Annotated in this window: 13 protein-coding genes and 1 pseudogene; 7 read left to right on the top strand and 7 right to left on the bottom strand. The window is 53.7% G+C overall.

Annotated elements, in window-relative coordinates; all coding sequences use genetic code 11:
- The 5 genes and pseudogenes from AN476_RS17795 to AN476_RS17775 all read right to left on the bottom strand — a co-directional run.
- Nucleotides 1-502 (bottom strand): annotated as a pseudogene (locus AN476_RS17795) (hypothetical protein); the annotation flags it as partial.
- A gap of 213 nt (nucleotides 503-715) precedes the next feature.
- Nucleotides 716-1,723 (bottom strand): nucleotidyl transferase AbiEii/AbiGii toxin family protein, encoded by a 1,008-nt coding sequence (locus tag AN476_RS17790; RefSeq protein WP_054463125.1) that lies wholly within the window; start codon nucleotides 1,721-1,723, stop codon nucleotides 716-718.
- 2 nt (nucleotides 1,724-1,725) lie between these two features.
- Nucleotides 1,726-2,322 carry a DUF6088 family protein gene (locus tag AN476_RS17785; protein ID WP_054463124.1) on the bottom strand — a complete coding sequence of 199 codons (597 nt, stop codon included), beginning with the start codon at nucleotides 2,320-2,322 and terminating at the stop codon, nucleotides 1,726-1,728.
- A gap of 551 nt (nucleotides 2,323-2,873) precedes the next feature.
- Entirely contained in the window at nucleotides 2,874-5,954 is a 3,081-nt protein-coding gene (locus AN476_RS17780; RefSeq protein ID WP_054463123.1) for an AAA family ATPase, read from the bottom strand.
- Complete coding sequence (locus AN476_RS17775) at nucleotides 5,951-7,087, bottom strand: exonuclease SbcCD subunit D (RefSeq protein WP_054463122.1); 1,137 nt, start codon at nucleotides 7,085-7,087, stop codon at nucleotides 5,951-5,953. Before AN476_RS17775 ends, AN476_RS17780 begins: the two co-directional genes overlap by 4 nt.
- 71 nt (nucleotides 7,088-7,158) lie before the next feature.
- On the opposite strand from AN476_RS17775, the gene AN476_RS17770 reads away from it, so the two are divergent.
- From AN476_RS17770 to AN476_RS23590, 5 genes are all read left to right on the top strand, one after another.
- Nucleotides 7,159-7,977, top strand: a complete 819-nt coding sequence (locus tag AN476_RS17770) for a WYL domain-containing protein (RefSeq protein WP_054463121.1) — start codon at nucleotides 7,159-7,161, stop codon at nucleotides 7,975-7,977.
- Entirely contained in the window at nucleotides 7,967-8,413 is a 447-nt protein-coding gene (locus tag AN476_RS23250; RefSeq protein ID WP_054463119.1) for a WGR domain-containing protein, read from the top strand. The genes AN476_RS17770 and AN476_RS23250 overlap by 11 nt, the downstream gene beginning before the upstream one ends.
- 107 nt (nucleotides 8,414-8,520) lie before the next feature.
- Nucleotides 8,521-9,543 carry an SIR2 family protein gene (locus AN476_RS17760; protein WP_157063798.1) on the top strand — a complete coding sequence of 341 codons (1,023 nt, stop codon included), beginning with the start codon at nucleotides 8,521-8,523 and terminating at the stop codon, nucleotides 9,541-9,543.
- Between the two features lie 9 nt (nucleotides 9,544-9,552).
- Nucleotides 9,553-11,298 (top strand): ATP-binding protein, encoded by a 1,746-nt coding sequence (locus AN476_RS17755; protein WP_054463116.1) that lies wholly within the window; start codon nucleotides 9,553-9,555, stop codon nucleotides 11,296-11,298.
- 624 nt (nucleotides 11,299-11,922) lie between these two features.
- Entirely contained in the window at nucleotides 11,923-12,273 is a 351-nt protein-coding gene (locus tag AN476_RS23590; RefSeq protein ID WP_371257365.1) for a hypothetical protein, read from the top strand.
- Nucleotides 12,274-12,301: 28 nt separating this feature from the next.
- Here the strand turns inward: AN476_RS23590 and AN476_RS17745 are convergent, their stop codons facing one another.
- On the bottom strand, nucleotides 12,302-13,183 hold the full coding sequence (locus AN476_RS17745; RefSeq protein WP_172684847.1) for a LysR family transcriptional regulator: 882 nt from the start codon (nucleotides 13,181-13,183) through the stop codon (nucleotides 12,302-12,304).
- A 100-nt stretch (nucleotides 13,184-13,283) separates the two neighbouring features.
- Here AN476_RS17745 and AN476_RS17740 point away from each other — a divergent pair, with 100 nt between their 5' ends.
- Together AN476_RS17740 and AN476_RS17735 are read left to right on the top strand one after the other, a co-directional pair.
- The gene (locus tag AN476_RS17740; protein ID WP_054463110.1) at nucleotides 13,284-13,889 is read left to right on the top strand and encodes an NADPH-dependent F420 reductase; all 606 of its coding nucleotides are present in this window, start codon (nucleotides 13,284-13,286) and stop codon (nucleotides 13,887-13,889) included.
- 31 nt (nucleotides 13,890-13,920) lie between these two features.
- A complete protein-coding gene (locus AN476_RS17735) occupies nucleotides 13,921-14,343 on the top strand; it encodes a DoxX family protein (RefSeq protein ID WP_054463108.1) in 423 nt (140 codons plus the stop codon).
- A 15-nt stretch (nucleotides 14,344-14,358) separates the two neighbouring features.
- Here the strand turns inward: AN476_RS17735 and AN476_RS22515 are convergent, their stop codons facing one another.
- Nucleotides 14,359-15,519 (bottom strand): IclR family transcriptional regulator C-terminal domain-containing protein, encoded by a 1,161-nt coding sequence (locus tag AN476_RS22515; protein WP_083464386.1) that lies wholly within the window; start codon nucleotides 15,517-15,519, stop codon nucleotides 14,359-14,361.
- Nucleotides 15,520-15,546: the final 27 nt, after the last annotated feature.

Genomic DNA, 15,546 nt, shown 5'->3' with positions numbered 1-15,546 from the left:
TGGATGCACGAGTTTTCACAGCCTGGGCTTCGGCAATAACAAGCGCCTTCTCAACAAAGCCATTGTCATTTGCCGGACTGGATTCTTGATGAGTGGTTTCGATCTCGACCACAGGCTGAGAGAAATCAGCCTCGCCTATGAGGATGCGCCAGCCATCACCTTCCATGCGAATGTCACCTGAGAACTCAAAAAGCTGGTAGGCATGCCCATCAATATCGCCTGCTTTGATCGACTCACTGACTGGTCGCGACATGCTTTGCTCAATGAATTGCGGCTTGCCTCCGAGTGAAGGGAAGAATTCGCGAACAAAGGTATCAGCCTTGGCAAGCGCCTCCACGCTCGGCATCCAGCCTTGCTTGGCCTTGACCGTTAGCGCCTTCCAATGCGGAAAGCCCAGCTCAGAGGCAATCGCATCAAGCGCCTCACGGTGGTTTGAGCGTGTGGCATGCGCATAGCGTTTTGCAAGGAGTTTCAGTTCATCGATTTTTGTTTTCGTAGTCATTGTTCAGTTCCCAAAATAGGGATCCGACTAGGTGCCCGCTACTAACCAGATCCCGCAATTGGTCTGGGTTGTTCATTTATGTATGAAGTGCTGCGTAGCTTTGCGTGGCGGGCACACCGGCATGCACTAGAGGCCAAGTGCAACGTGCCGGATATCTTCAATATCGTCAAGGCGCCTATCCAATTGTCCCTGACAAATATACAGACCGATAGGTCAGTTGTTGATTTCACCCTCAAAAGCCTCAATGGCACTCAGGATGTCATCAAAATTCGGTGCATCCCCGATGATCATCTCCCGCATACCGGAATAATCCCTACGTAATGCAGCAGTCAGGCCCTCATTCGGCATCAATCTCAGAGACCCTGGTTTCGCCTCTTCGTAGTTGGCCCAGGCCGCCTTGAAGAAAACCGATTTATGGTGAGCGACTTGTTCCAGCAAATCCAGGCTGCCGACGGCACGCTCCTTGGCCTCATGCCTGATGAGCTGAGCCATATCGTAATAGTGGCGCGACATCCGGTCGGCGAGGGGTTTGGCAGGATCCTGATGATAGAGCATGTGCAGTATTGTGGCTTTTTCCCAGAAGGTTCGCTCAACGCCCAGTACTTTCACATCCACCCCACCTGATCCCAGCAGATCAGGAAAGGCTTGATGCACGTATGGCGATATCTCGCGAACTTCGGCCGGCAAGTGAACGCCACGCGCCCCAAACTCGAAACGCACAATGGGTTTGACGTAGCCATCGGCCTCGCCCGTCAACGACGGATAGGCGAAGAGTAGAGTTTGTGCGTCGCCAGGATCAACCGACAGGGAAAAACCTTGATCCAGGCTTGCATCGAACCCGGCCTGAACTTCGGCCAAGAGCGGACCGGACACCTCCGCTTCTGCCGCCTCCTGCAGTTCTTGCAGCAAAGATTTGCGTTTTCCGCCGGACAGGTCGGGGTTCTCGGGATCGCGATCCCCTTCGAAACCCAGCTGTGCCCGATCTAGGGAAAGGTCCACGTCTTCCGAGAAGCGATAGATCACGTCATAGGCCTTAGAGAGAGATGTTCCTCCTTTGAAGATCATGTGATCGCCAAAGGAGGATAGGGCGAAGAGTTGCTTCAGGGACCAGCAGACCCAGAAGTCTTTCTCAATGATGGCCTTGGACATCCCGAGCTGCGCCGCTGCCTCTTGGAAGGCCTCGTCCCGTTGTTCTGGGGTGTCGTTGGCAAACTGATCCATACTTAGGCAAGCGCAACGATCTGCTGCACGACAGGATGCATCCAGGCTGGCACATGCTTGCTTTGCTTGGAAAGCAGAGCCCTATCATTGTCGTCCAGCGAACGCGCCAACTTGCCAATCACCTGATCATCGACCCGATCCTTGCCGACATAACGCAGCGCCTGAAACACGGCACCGGTTTTCTGGCCAGCTCCGACGAGCGTCTTGGAGGAGGCATTGCGGAACTGGATCACCTGCCGACCGATAGTTTTGACCCGTGTTGGGCCATCGGTCATGTAGGTCGGTTTGGACGGCACCTGGGCTGAGAGTCCCAGCTGATTGGCCGCCATGGCGGGGGAGGGTTGCAGGGCCTGGTTGTCCTTGCGAGCCACAGCCAGCGCGATATCGTCCGCTGACGGTGACAGATAACCAAAGCGCGGGCTTTTTTTGGGATAGTCATAGAGCCCACGTGTCAGGCGCCGGATCACACCATGATCGGCCAGACGCGACAACGCCTGGTCCACGCTGGCGCGGGACCCGATGCCCAGAAAGTCCGACGGCGCAAAAATCGCCCCGCGGCCCTTTCCGATGATGCGTTGTTTGATCTTCGATGTGATCATGATCTATCTCCTTGTCAGAAAATAGGGTATGTTTTTCTGAAAGTCAATGTTAGAGAATGCGTATCCATGGCCATCTGTAACGGCGGGTAGCGGTCTGTAAGGCAGACATTCGATTGAGGTGACGCAAGGCGCAAAGAAAAGACAGAATTCTAAAATGCTGAGCCGAAGCTCATTAACATTTTTAACAGAACAAACTTACAAACACGGGCTCCTAGGGGAGTAGGTCAAAATTCAAAAAGCCTCACGGCCTTTTTAGTGCGCCGTGAAAAGATCTGGCGTGTTCTCATCGCGGCGGCCGCTCAAACCGTCGCCAAGATGCAGACATGGGTGTTTGATCCGTGTCAGGCCTTTACGTCCCTCGAAGTGGACCCACCCACCTCTGGGCATGCCAACACTTAGGATCGGTGCCCCGCATATTGGACAAGTCCGTTTGAATGACGCGCTCTTCCTGCTTCCTTGACCACTCTGTAGCACCCAACCGCCACGGACGGGGATTGTTCGCCCCGTCAACAGTCGGCGGTTGTGGGCCTTTCGGTAGTACCACCGTTCCGTCATCCTAGCCCCCTTCTTTCTTCAACTCTACTGCCGCTCGGTGTCGAACGTACGTAGAAGCCTTGTGGTATGGCCTCCTGCACCAGCCCGACATGCGAGATCAGACCCACAGCCCGACTGCCCTCTGTCAACGCAGCAAGAACCTGGATCACTTGGTCCAGCGTGCCCGCCCCATTCTCGGTGTCGAGGCTACCGAAGCCTTCGTCGATGAAGATCGTATCCATCCGGATTTTGCCAGACAGGCTCTCAACCACATCGGCGAGCCCAAGCGCCAAGGCTAGTGCCGCGATGAATGTCTCGCCACCGGACAGGGTAGCCGTTGGACGCGCTTTGCCAGTGTTAATGTCGAAGACCTCGATTTCGAGTCCGCGTTTGCCGCGCCCACCCGATGCCTCGAGCCCTCGTGCAAGCCGGTAGCGCCCGCGCGTCATAGGGTCGAGCCTCATGTTCGCCGCCTCGAGCACATGGTCGAACATAGCGCCAATCGCAAAAGTCTCGAGCGTTATCTTGAAATCGTTCTTGCCATTGGCCAGATCGGCCAACCCTCGAAGCGGACCGGTTTCGGATTCAAGCCGCTCGGTTTCGGCCAAGGCTTCGGCCAGCGATTTCTTGAAGTTGGTCAGGGACGATACATCTGTTCTGGACGAGGAGAGCCCATCGTTGGCGGCATTCAATTCCTGGGTCGCGTTGTCGAGTGCCAGCCGAAGCGGGGTGAGGTCCGGGCGCTCGCAATTCACACAAGCGGCCGTGGCGTTCTGCCATGTCGTGCGCGCCGCGATCAGGCCCTCACGATGATCGGAAACCGTCTTACGGTCAGCGTCGAGGGTCGGGAAATGCGCTTTGCACGCCTCATATCCTGCTTTGTCCAGCTCGACATCGGCCAGCCGAGCGCCAAAATCACCATGCGCCTTTTCCACGCGCTGCGCCTGTGCGTCGCACGCCCGCTTCGCTGCTTCGAGCTGCTCTTGCGCACGGGTAAGCGCTTCGCTGGCCGCTCGGTCTTTCTGCGTCGCCTGTTCCAGCGCCTCGGAGAGTTGCCTTTGCTCGCGTTGCAAAGCCTCCCGTCGTGCGACAACCGCCTCAGGCATGCGCAGACCTTCTGGCAGGGACTCAACCACTGTATCGCGCTTGGCGCGCGCCCCAACAAGAGTGGCCTCAGCCTGTCCTGAAGCAGATCGCGCCGTAGCCTCGGCAGCTTCGGCCTCGGTCACTTTCCGTTTGAGGTCGGCCAAATGCTTCGACATCGCGTCAAGATCAACGGCTTCTCCAAGTGTGGCGATAGCGCCATCCAGCCGAGTAATTTCAGCTTCGAGTTCTGCCATCGTACGCTCGGGTCGTTCCTGTTCGTCCAGCGCCCGCTTCTTTTCATCCAGCCACGTTCGGCAATTGCCGAGTTCGGTTTCCGCCCGAACCCGGGCCTCGGCTGCAGTTCTCGCCTCAGCCTGCGCGTTGCGAAACGCTTCGGTCAAACCAGATTGTTCGGGCGCGCCATGGGCCGGCGCAGGATGATCGTGGGAACCACAGACAGGGCAGGGCGCTCCTTCGGTCAACTTTTCGGCCAGAATGATCGCCTGCGTTCGCGAAAGCCGGACCTCGGCATCAGTCAGGGTCGCCTCGACAGCCTGTGCCGCATCGGTCTTATTCACCAGCTTGCTCGATGCCGCTTCGACCTTTCGTTCCGCATCCGCGACAGCCCCCTGCGCCTTTGCATGCACCGCTGCCTTGACCCTTTCGCGGTCGACTTCGGCCAGCTCACCGGTCAGCTTGCCCCGCCCCGCTTCAGTCTTTCGCGCTTGTTCAAGCGCCAGATCGGTCGCATCACGCTGAGTTTGGAGCTTTTCGCGGGCCTCTAAGGCCTCGGTCATCGCCTCTTTCGCTGAGACTTCCTCCTGCGCAGCCTTATCAAGCGCTTTCTGTAGCTCCGCAGCCTGCCCGACCTGGCTCTCGATCGCCTCCAACTTTGTCAGGTCGGCCTGAACCTGCTGCCGTCGCTCATCGCCCGACTGAGCTTGGATCAGTTTTTGCGCTGCTTCCTTCTTCGCCTCATTGGCGGTATTGAGCTCCGCTTCAGCGTTGGAAACAGCATCCACCGCAAGTCGTCCGTCGTGTTCCGCATTGTGCCAAGCCGTCTCAAGATCACGGGCTTGCAAGGCATTGCTGACTACCTCTACCCGCCTGGCCAGCGCATCAATCTCACCCGTTTTCGCTTCTAGGCTGTCAAATGCCTTCCGCGCCGTATCGACGGCAGCAAAAGCCTTTTCGATCTGTTCGCCTTCGGTCAGAGCCTTGCGCGCGGCTTCGTTCGCCGTCTCTGCGATCTGCTGAATTCCCTGCTTCTCTGCTACTTTAGCTTCCGCCGCAGAAATTCCTAGTTCCAGTGCCTCAGCGCTCTCGAAACCGCGTTCCTCAAGCCGGGCCACATAGAGTGCACGCTGGTCGCGCAACGCTCGTTCTGCCTCTGAGGCTTCTTCCTTCAGCCGGGCGGCGAGATCGCGATAGATCTTCACGTCGAAGAGATCTCGCAATATCTCGACCCGCGCATCAGTTTTTGCGGCAAGGAACGTCTCGAACTTGCCTTGCGGCAAGAGCACGATCTGTCGAAACTGATCTGCCCCGTAACCCAGCAGCGCCTCGACCTGTTGACCCACGACCGAGACCTTCTTTTCAGCAATGACGCGGCCAGACTGACTCGGGCCAAGCGTGTCCACCGGGATTCCGGTGACGTCGAAAAGCGAAGCTACTGCCGCGTCTTCTGTTATCCCTTCACCGCGCGCCTTCGGACGCTCTTGCACCGGACGACGACGGATCAGGTAGGTCTTTGCACCCAATTCAAAGACAAATTCAACTTCAGTGGGCAGATCGGGCGCAGAGTAATCTGAACGCAGCGAGCGTGGTTCCTGATCGGTCTTGGTTGGTGCACCGAAAAGCGCGAAAGACATCGCCGAAAACAACGTCGACTTCCCAGCCCCTGTCTGGCCGTAGATTCCGAACAGCCCTGTCTCCAGCGCGGAGCGGAAATCCACTACCTCGGTTGTCGCGAACGGCCCGAAGGCCTGAAGCGCTAGGCGAATGGGTCTCATGCCTGCTCCTCCCCGGAGGCTGCTGCATGCAGCTTGTCCGCGACGATCGCGACTTCGGTGGTATTTGGCTCCCGGCCGTGCACAACCTTCATGAAGTCGCCGACCATATCTAACGGCGTGACCGCGGCATGCCCGCCGCTAAGCATTTTGGTCTCTGGGGCGCGACCCTGTCGGTCGTAGGCCAGATGGCAGGCATTGGGGTAGGTCGCGCGCAACCGCTTCATCGGATCTATCAGAGGGTTTTCATCCGTCAGATTGGCCTGGATGAAGTCTTCAGACGGCGTTCCTGCCAGGAGATCCGAGAATGCCCCGGTCAACGAGCGCACTTGCCGGATCGGACGGAAAGCCACGGTACGTATCTCAACCCCTTCAGCTTTGAGATCGACAACAGTCATGGATTTTTCGCTTCCCGCCTCATCAAAACCGAACGCGAGCGGTGCGCCGGAATACCGAATATGGCTCGCGCCAACTTCCTGCGGCTTGTGCAAATGCCCCAGTGCCACATAATCCGCCCCGTCGAAGACATCAGAGGGCACAGTTTCGATCCCGCCAACCCGTGTCAGGGCGCGCTCGGTCTCACCGACCGCGCCGCCCGCAACGAAGGCATGAGCCACTACAACCCAACGCGCTCCTTCGGACACCTGACCTCTCGCTGCGGAGATTTGGGCTGCGATGACATCTGCTGGCGTGCTGATACCCTCATCCCCGAACACTTCCCGCGCGGCGAATTCATAGGAAAAGGGCAGCGCGGAAAAGGCGATCTCGCCATGCTCGTCACTCAGCACAAGCGGAGTTTCGACCGCATCGGCGATTCCGCGCACCAGCACCCTCGACGCAGTGGAGAAGACAGACATTGCCTCGATCCGGTCGCCGGAATCGTGGTTTCCAGAGATCATCACCACGGCGGCTTCGGTCTTCTCTGCCACGCGCTTGAGGAAGCGATTGAACTGCCGGATCGACGAATTGGGCGGCGAGGCACGGTCAAAAACGTCCCCGGCGATCACAAGAACATCGGCCCGTTCGACCACAAGCGTCTCAAGAATCTGACTCAGTATGGTCTCGTGATCCTCCTCGAGGCTCAACCCCATGAACTGCCGCCCCAGGTGCAGATCTGCAGTATGAAGTATTCTCATGGCGCACCGTTAATTATTACACATATAAAAACTATATGGACAATAGTGGGGAGTCAAGATATCCTTCCCCCATGCCCTTCGAAGACCTCAAACATGCCCAACGTGCGCGCCTGGAATACCTCGACAGACTGTTTTTCTGGGACGGTGCAGCGACTCGTGCTTCCTTGATCAAGCGTTTTGGTATTTCGAATGCGCAGGCCGCTCTCGATTTTCGCGCTTACCTCGCCGAAGCGTCAAATGATGCACTGCACTATGATGCGTCGTCGCGCCAATACCTTGCCCATGACAGCTTTGAACGGCTCAGTGGAAAGGCGTCCTCGATGGAGCTGGAGCAACTCTTGGCCAGCGCGCCATCTCCCGCATTCGATAAATTGCCAGATTTGCAACGCACTCAGGACCTGCGTGTCCTACGGCCGCTTTACCGCGCCTTCAGGGCGAAAGAGGCAACGAGGATAGTTTATCAATCGATGCGAGATCCAGAACCTATGACTCGCTGGATTGCGCCGGTTCGGTTCGCTTCCGACGGGGTGAGACTGCATGTGCGTGCCTGGTGCCTTGAGCGGAAGGCTTTCCGTGATTTCCACCCCGCGCGGATAGATCCAGAGCGTTCATTTGAAGCAACCAAATCGGTTGATTCAGTACCCCGTGATGATGATTGGTTCACTTGGGCCATTCTGAAACTCAAGCCGCATTCTAGATTGACTGAGGCGCAACAGCGCGTGGTCCGTATTGAATTCGGGTTCACCGCAGACGTGCTGGAGGCCAGAACCCGGAAGGCACTTGAGTTCTATACGGAGCGCCGATGGGGTCTTGATCAGAAGGAGCCTCGTCTTAAACGAGTCTCAATCGACTATGTTCCAATGAGCGAGGTGGAGATTGATGCAAATTGATATGGGCCGAGTTGATCCCACACTTAATATGAACCGGTTCTATTCTGTAGAGCTGACCAAAGACCTCTTTGGTCAGACCGGCGTCCATCGTCAGTGGGGCCGCTTTGGAACTTGGGGGCGGCATCGCCACGATTGGTACACGTCACAAACCGAAGCTGAATCTGCCCTTTCCGATCTGGTCAAACAGAAGCTGGCGCGCGGATATCTGATCAAACTGCCTGTGTCAGAAGGCCAGGGGCCTGAAATGTCGTCGTTTGGAAAGTGGTCGCAACAAGGTGTTCTCCGAAAAGGCTGGACTTGCATCGGGTTTGAAGATCTCGGAGAACCCGCCACCCAATGTAAAATGTGCGAAAGCCAGGACATCCGGTATGTTCAACAGCAACTCTTTAATGATTTTTCTCTCATCTGGCCGGGTCGGGCCCTAATGATAACTTGATCAATCTAAGATTGATTCTTCTATATTGTTTCACTTCCTATTTTCTGGCGGACGAATATAGTCAGAAGACATATTTTATTATCTTCGGCTTTTAGGAATAGTCTAGCGTGACAGAAGAAGAAATCGCCAAGATAGCTCAATCATGCTATCAGGGTTGCCCCACGATCGTCCTCGGCAGCGGAGCATCAATGCCTCACGGGCTTCCCAGTATGAGTGACCTTAGTACTTATCTACGTGAAAATTTGGAAACCGAGGGTGACGTGGAAGGCGATGCTTGGCTTCTAGTCAAGACAGCACTAGCCAACGGCGATCACCTCGAGGCAGCTTTGGAAGGCAAAACACTTCCTGAATCGCTGCTAACAAAAATTGTAAGCCTCACTTGGCGTTGCGTGAACGACAAAGATAAGCAGTTGCTGGAAGCGGCCGCCCACAACGGTGATTTCGCTTTGGGTAGACTCTTGGCCAACATGTTCAGCAGTACGCATAGTGAGATACATGTGGTCACGACAAATTATGACCGCGTTGCCGAGTTTGCCTGCAACTCCAAGAACGTATTGTTTCAAACTGGCTTTGCGCCGGGCTACATTCAGACGTGGGAAAGTACGGGCCGCGTGAAACTGGTTCACGGGACAAAGTCCGCTCGCGTCGTCAAGATTTGGAAGATCCACGGGTCTCTCGATTGGTTCCGTACCACCGACGATAGGTCTATAGGTCTACCAGTGTTCGAGCTGCCATCGAAAGATCAGTACACGCCTCTTATCGTAACGCCGGGGTTAAACAAGTACGAAAAGACCTATGAAGATCCGTTTCGCACAACCATCAACGGAGCCGATGCTGCACTAAAAGCCGCTTCTGCCTTCCTTTGTGTGGGTTTTGGTTTTCGAGACCAGCACATCCACCCCAAACTCATCGAGCGATGCCGTGAGCGGAACGTCCCTACAGTGGTACTGGCCCGAACGTTGACGGAAGAAGCGAAAGACTTCCTAAAAAACAAGGCCGGTGCAAACTACTTGGGAATCGAACTATCCGGAACCGGTAGCAGAGTTTACTCGCCTACCTATCCGGAGGGCACCGATGTCACAACACCAGATCTCTGGTCGCTCGACGGCTTCAACAAATTTGTCCTTTAGGTAGCGTAAATGTCGATTTTCAACTTCTCCGACACAGAATCCCTTGGCAGCGTCATTTCAGTCGATACCGCTGCGGTCACTATACGCGTTGATGATCTGGACCGGCTCAAACGTCTCCAGGTCAACCGGCTGGTTGTTCTTCAAAGCAGCAAGCCCGGCCAGCACCTAATTGGTATTGTCGTAAAGATTACTCGGAAGCCAGACACGCGCGAACTGGAGGAGGTCGAACTCGGCGACGAAGATCTCGTTCCGAACGAAAACAACTTGGTGAAAGTCACTCTCATTGGCACACTGCTCGACCGAGTCGGAACTGATCAGAACGTGTTTCGCCGTACTCTTGAGACTGTTCCCGAAATCGACGCAAACTGCTTTTCGCTGGATGGCGAGCGGCTTACCAAATTCATGCAAGTCATTTCCGACGTTAAAACTGACGGTCCTAAGCTATCCCTTGGTCATTTCACGTTGGATGACGAAGCTATCGCCTATCTAAATGGGAACAAGCTATTTCAACGCCACGCGGTAATAGTCGGCAGTACGGGCTCCGGGAAGTCTTGGACCACAGCAAGGTTGCTCGATCAGATTTCCGAGTTGCCGCAAGCAAATGCCGTCTTATTCGACATCCATGGCGAATATCGCCCTCTAAAAAGTGCAGCATTCAGGCACCTTCGGATCGCCGGACCGTCAGACATTGAACACAATCGCGGTTTGGCTGATGGCGTTCTTCATCTACCGTACTGGCTGCTGGGCTATGAGGCCTTGTTGTCGTTGTTTGTTGACCGTAGTGACCAGAATGCTCCGAACCAGTCAATGATCATGACGCGTGCAGTCGTTGACGCTAAGAAGAGCACTCTTGACCCAGTGGAGCACAAAGAGATCCTGGAAAACTTTACGATCGATAGCCCTGTACCCTTCGATATTAACACCGTCCTCGATAAACTTAAGAAGCTGGACGAAGAGATGGTCCCAGGGACGGGGAACCGCGAAAAGCAGGGCCCGTATCACGGAAAACTCAGCCGTTTGATTGGTCGCCTGGAAGCCAAGAAGCATGACCGCCGTCTGGCTTTTCTGTTCCAGCCACCACCAGAATGTATGGACATGGCTTGGCTGGAACGGATGGTCCACGCCATCTCTGCCGGACGTGGAGCACAAGACAACCACGAAGGTGGCATAAAAATCATTGACTTTTCAGAGGTACCGTCTGACGTGTTGCCACTGATGGTGAGCCTATTGGCTCAAATCCTCTTCTCAACCAGCCTTTGGACGAAATCCGACAAGCGTCATCCAATCGCAATTATGTGTGATGAGGCCCACCTGTACATTCCGGAACGCATGCAGGCGGATAGTTCTGACGCCGTCGCTGTTGAGATATTTGAACGGATCGCCAAAGAGGGTCGAAAGTACGGAATTGGCCTTGTTGTGATTAGTCAGCGGCCTTCAGAAGTAAATCGAACTGTACTCAGCCAGTGTAATAATGTGGTTGCAATGCGTCTGACCAACAGTGACGATCAAAGCGTTATCAAACGTCTCTTACCCGATAGCCTTGGAAGCTTCGGTGATCTGCTGCCCGTTCTGGATATTGGCGAAGCACTAGTTGTTGGCGATGCCAGCCTGCTGCCAACGCGAATTCGGATCGCTGAGCCAAAGATGAAACCAGATAGCCAAACAGTTGCCTTCTGGGATCGTTGGAATGAGGACACTCCAATATCTGATACCCAGATTTCTATTAGTTCTTGGCGGAAACAAAGCTCGTCGTGAGATGGTGCAACTTATGCCACAATAATGCACTTCCAGCGGATAGCATCATTGTGGCCACGGGAACCTTGATCACGGGCAGCTCTGGGTTGAAACGCATAACTCACTCACCTTATTTAACATAATATACCTTATGCGTATAAATACACAGATATATTATGTGTTGCATTAGTGTATTATTAAAGACATGCTGGGACATCCCTACTGATAAGGATGATGTTCATGTTGCGGTCGCTCAGAATGTACTCACTTTCTGCTGTATTGGCACTGTCTGTTACCAATGTGGTGTTTGCAACGCGGTCCTATGCACAAACCTACCAGATCGATTGTGCAATCCTCTTGTGTCTGTCTGGTGGCTGGCCCGCATCGGTTCCGTGCGCACGGGCACGTGCGGAATTCATCCGGCGGATCACGCCATGGCCTGTTGAGCCCCCGTTGCAGATTTGGCGGTGCCCCATGGGAGTCTCATATCCAACTGATCAAACGGAAAGCGACTTTGGTCGGATCTACGATATCCTATCCAATGAACGAAAAGGTCCTCCGCTTCAGTCGGTTCCAATGAGGGATGGGAGCACCGCAACAGTCCCAGAGAATGCTATTTTGCGAAGAAACGGATCTTCTGGTGCAATGTCCCAAGGTGATTTTGCGCTCCAACTGATTCAAGATCGAGCTGACATCGATATCAGCGGACAAGAGTTCAATTTCGTGCGCTCCATCCGCGTCTTTGATGTTCGATATGCCCGCCAGCATGAATCTGGGCGCGATGGCGACTGCAATCGTTCGGCGAATATTTATCTGGGAACCTACGGCACACAAGGCGACTTTTCTTGGTCGCGATCAACACCGACGGCGCTCCCTGACGCCCACCTCGGTCTAGAGCGTTGGGGGTCAAACTGCCCACGCATCTATCATCGTTCCGTCTTCGTCGAATGGTACGACTTTGGCGGCAATTATGGTTTCGAACAGGTCAATTACTGACCGCCCTATGTTGCTTAAGTGGCAACGTTCAAACTGGCCGTTGCTTAAGATAGTCAACAAATAGCCGCGATTTTAGTGGCAGGAACTTTGAATTTGGAAACACTATCTGTATGGGAAGCGCCGGTGGTTTTGCAGAAACAAATAGCCTTTTCAATCTGCCTTCCTCCAGTAGACGGGTAACAAGAAATTCGGGCAGGAATGCAATTCCGGAACTTTCGCATGCTGCAGCTGCAAGCGCCTCGCCTGAATTTGAGGAGAAATTTCCAGAAACTGCAACTTTTGTGAGACCCCCTGCATGCTGAAAAGTCCACGAACCCTTCGTCGAGAAATACTCGTAGACGAGGCAATTTCTTGTACCTAGGTCTTCTACACTGCTCAGATCCCCGTGTTTTTCGATGTAGCCAGGAGATGCGCACAAAATCATTTCGCACTCTGATATTTTTACACAACGGACATCCGATTGACCAAGGGTTCCAATGCGCACAGCCAAATCGTAGCCTTCGTCTATCAAATGAACCAAGCGGTCACTTAAGGTCAATTCGACTTTAAGATCTGGATGCTGCTTCTGAAAGTTCAGGATTAGCGGTGTCAGACGTGTGGAACCAAACGAAATTGGGGCGTTAACACGAAGCACTCCTTTGGCGTGATTTCTTTGGCCCCGTGCAGTGTCCATGCTTTCATCCAATTGGTGGAGGAGTCTTGTAAATTGTTCGAGCTGAATTTGGCCTTGATCCGTCAGTGAAATCGAACGTGTCGTTCGATTGAGCAGTTGAACCCCGAGGTGGGTTTCGAGGTTTGCAATATGCTTGCTGACCATCGGGCGGGACATTCGCAACTGCTGCGCGGCCTTCACAAACGAACCACGTTCAGACACAGCAACAAAAGCTCTCATCGATGAAAGTAGATCCATTGGTTCCTCTGAAGAACTAATAAGTTCCATATTATGCTGATTGAGGGCATTTTGCCAACCAAATATATTGACCCTGTGCAATGAAAATTGGAGGTAAATCATGCAAGTCGCAGTTTTGGGTACTGGCAATGTAGGTATGGCGTTCGCCGATACATTGTCCAGAAATGGAATTTCATACATCGTCGGTTCTAGATCCGTAGGAGCGCACGACGGAGATGGCCCCAAGCGCGTTTCTTATGCCACGGCAGTTGAAAAATCCGACATTGTGGTGCTTGCGATGCCATTTGACGGCGTAAAGGAAGCCAAGCAGCTACATGAATTAGCGGACAAGGTCGTGATTGACCTAACAAATCCGCTTACGGAAGATTTTTCAGCGTTGACCGTTGGCCATACGACGTCAGCGGCCGAGGAAATCCAGAAGCTCATTCCCAAATCGAAAGTTGTTAAGGCGTTCAATACAGTCTTCGCGCAGGTATATGGCTCGAACGCTTTCGAAAAGGCAAACCCTCCGCAAGTTTTTGTTGCTGGTGATGACGAAGTGTCCGTTGAGCAAGTTGCCGAACTTACCCGGCAAATTGGCTTTGAGCCCATTAAAGTCGGTGAACTCGCCGTCGCCAGGTATCTCGAACCCCTCGCGGGCCTGAACATCAGGCTTGGATATTTTCAAGGGTGGGGCACTGAAATCAGCCCTGCGTGGAACCGATAATAACTCTCAGCAATCACATTTGGAGAATAAAATGACCCAGCAAGAAAAGACCGACTATGCTGCTCTCGCGCTGCGCACATCGCTTGGAGCAATGTTCATTGCACATGCATGCTTAAAGGTCTTCACATTCACGATGGCAGGCTCTGTCGGCTTCTTTGAATCCGTGGGTTTGCCCGGTTCACTTGCATATCTGGTTACATGCGTTGAGCTGATTGGCGGTGCCGCACTAATTCTTGGTTTGTTTGTTCGGGTTGTTGCCGCAGCTCTCATTCCCATTCTGATTGGGACCATTTTGTTTGTGCATGGCTCCAAGGGCTGGATGTTCGCCTATGAAGGCGGGGGATGGGAATATCCTGCTTTCTTGATTGTTGTTTCGTTTGCAGTCATCTTACTGGGTAAGGGTGCTTATGCCGTACCTCTTGGCCAAACATCCATGAAATCAGTGGATTCTTAGTCGACCAAGCTTTGCTCAGCTAGGGATGTAAGCGGTGGCTTTAACCATAATGAGCTGGTGGGGGTGCGGAAGCGCCTCCACCGAAACAGTGGTTCTGGTTGGCCCATCTGCCCCGAAAAACTGCTCATATGCAGCGTTGAACGCATCATAATCATTCATGTCCACAAGATACGCTTCCAGCTCAACAAGGTGGGACAGTTCGGCACCAATGCTGGCGAGTATGTCTGCAATATTCTGGATCGTCGCTGAAGTTTGTTTGGTGATGTCCAGCACAACCTCGCCGTTACGCCTAACTGTGGCACCGGCAAAGCTCTCATCAGGGTTTCGAGCGCTGGTTCCTGAAATGAATGCAAAATCCCCAACCCGTTTCACATGAGGAAAACTGCCCTTTGGCTTTGCCTTACCCGGCAATATCTTGTTCTCAATAAACAGCGCCTTTTGAATGTCCGATACGGTTGACGAAAGTGCTTCTTTGATCTGGCTGAGTACTGATCTGCTAATCCGAGAGCTTGGGGCGGAGACAGACAATGCAGCAAAGACATTTCCGTCGGTGTCAAGAATGGGCATCGCGACACAGTCTAAGCCCTCCTCAAGTTCCTGACTGTCACGTGCGAATCCAGCTTTGGAAACCTCCTGTAGCTCGCGCCGGAATGATACAGCGTTATCCAATGTATTCTGTGTAAGTTTCGTAAAGACCAGTTTTGAGATCATTTCTTCACGAGCGACTGTCGGTAGCGCTGCCAGAAAGATCTTCCCCAAAGAACTTGCGTGCAAGGGAAGCGGCTCGTCGCGGCGGAGATGGAAAAAGAGTGGTCGTTTGGGTTCGGCCCACGCGACAAACTGAATTCGTTCGTCCTCAAATGTCGCTAAAGAAATAGTCTCATCTAGCCGATCACATAGCTTTTTTACATGTCCGGACGCGCGTTCGGCAAACACGTCGCGTTTCGTAACTTTCTTGCCCAGTTCGGCAACCATCATTCCAAGATGGTAACGATTGCCAGGCGAGCGAGCGACGGCCCCCAAGTTTTCGAGGGTCAGCAAGAATCTGTGTGTTGTTGAGAGATTTAGTCCAGTTGCCTTCGCAACTTCTGGCGCAGTCAGCGCGCCATTGTTCCGGCTGAACACGTTCAAAATTTCGAACGCTTTGATGACTGATGTGTTCTTTGGTGTTGCCATGAAGGATATGAGAGCCGTTGCGTTCAA

The organism is Phaeobacter sp. 11ANDIMAR09 (assembly GCF_001294455.1).
GTDB lineage: Bacteria > Pseudomonadota > Alphaproteobacteria > Rhodobacterales > Rhodobacteraceae > Pseudophaeobacter.
The sequence above is the reverse complement of the archived record's forward strand: the minus strand, read 5'-3'. Positions and strand labels throughout refer to the sequence as shown.

Bases quoted from the DNA above. Each gene is read 5' to 3' on its own strand.
- AN476_RS17740 (WP_054463110.1), top strand. From the start codon at position 13,284: ATGCAAGTCGCAGTTTTGGGTACTGGCAATGTAGGTATGGCGTTCGCC.
- AN476_RS17735 (WP_054463108.1), top strand. From the start codon at position 13,921: ATGACCCAGCAAGAAAAGACCGACTATGCTGCTCTCGCGCTGCGCACA.
- AN476_RS17790 (WP_054463125.1), bottom strand. From the start codon at position 1,723: ATGGATCAGTTTGCCAACGACACCCCAGAACAACGGGACGAGGCCTTC.
- AN476_RS22515 (WP_083464386.1), bottom strand. From the start codon at position 15,519: ATGGCAACACCAAAGAACACATCAGTCATCAAAGCGTTCGAAATTTTG.
- AN476_RS17755 (WP_054463116.1), top strand. From the start codon at position 9,553: ATGTCGATTTTCAACTTCTCCGACACAGAATCCCTTGGCAGCGTCATT.
- AN476_RS23250 (WP_054463119.1), top strand. From the start codon at position 7,967: ATGCAAATTGATATGGGCCGAGTTGATCCCACACTTAATATGAACCGG.
- AN476_RS17775 (WP_054463122.1), bottom strand. From the start codon at position 7,087: ATGAGAATACTTCATACTGCAGATCTGCACCTGGGGCGGCAGTTCATG.
- AN476_RS17770 (WP_054463121.1), top strand. From the start codon at position 7,159: ATGCCCTTCGAAGACCTCAAACATGCCCAACGTGCGCGCCTGGAATAC.
- AN476_RS17785 (WP_054463124.1), bottom strand. From the start codon at position 2,322: ATGATCACATCGAAGATCAAACAACGCATCATCGGAAAGGGCCGCGGG.
- AN476_RS17780 (WP_054463123.1), bottom strand. From the start codon at position 5,954: ATGAGACCCATTCGCCTAGCGCTTCAGGCCTTCGGGCCGTTCGCGACA.
- AN476_RS17745 (WP_172684847.1), bottom strand. From the start codon at position 13,183: ATGGATCTACTTTCATCGATGAGAGCTTTTGTTGCTGTGTCTGAACGT.
- AN476_RS23590 (WP_371257365.1), top strand. From the start codon at position 11,923: ATGTCCCAAGGTGATTTTGCGCTCCAACTGATTCAAGATCGAGCTGAC.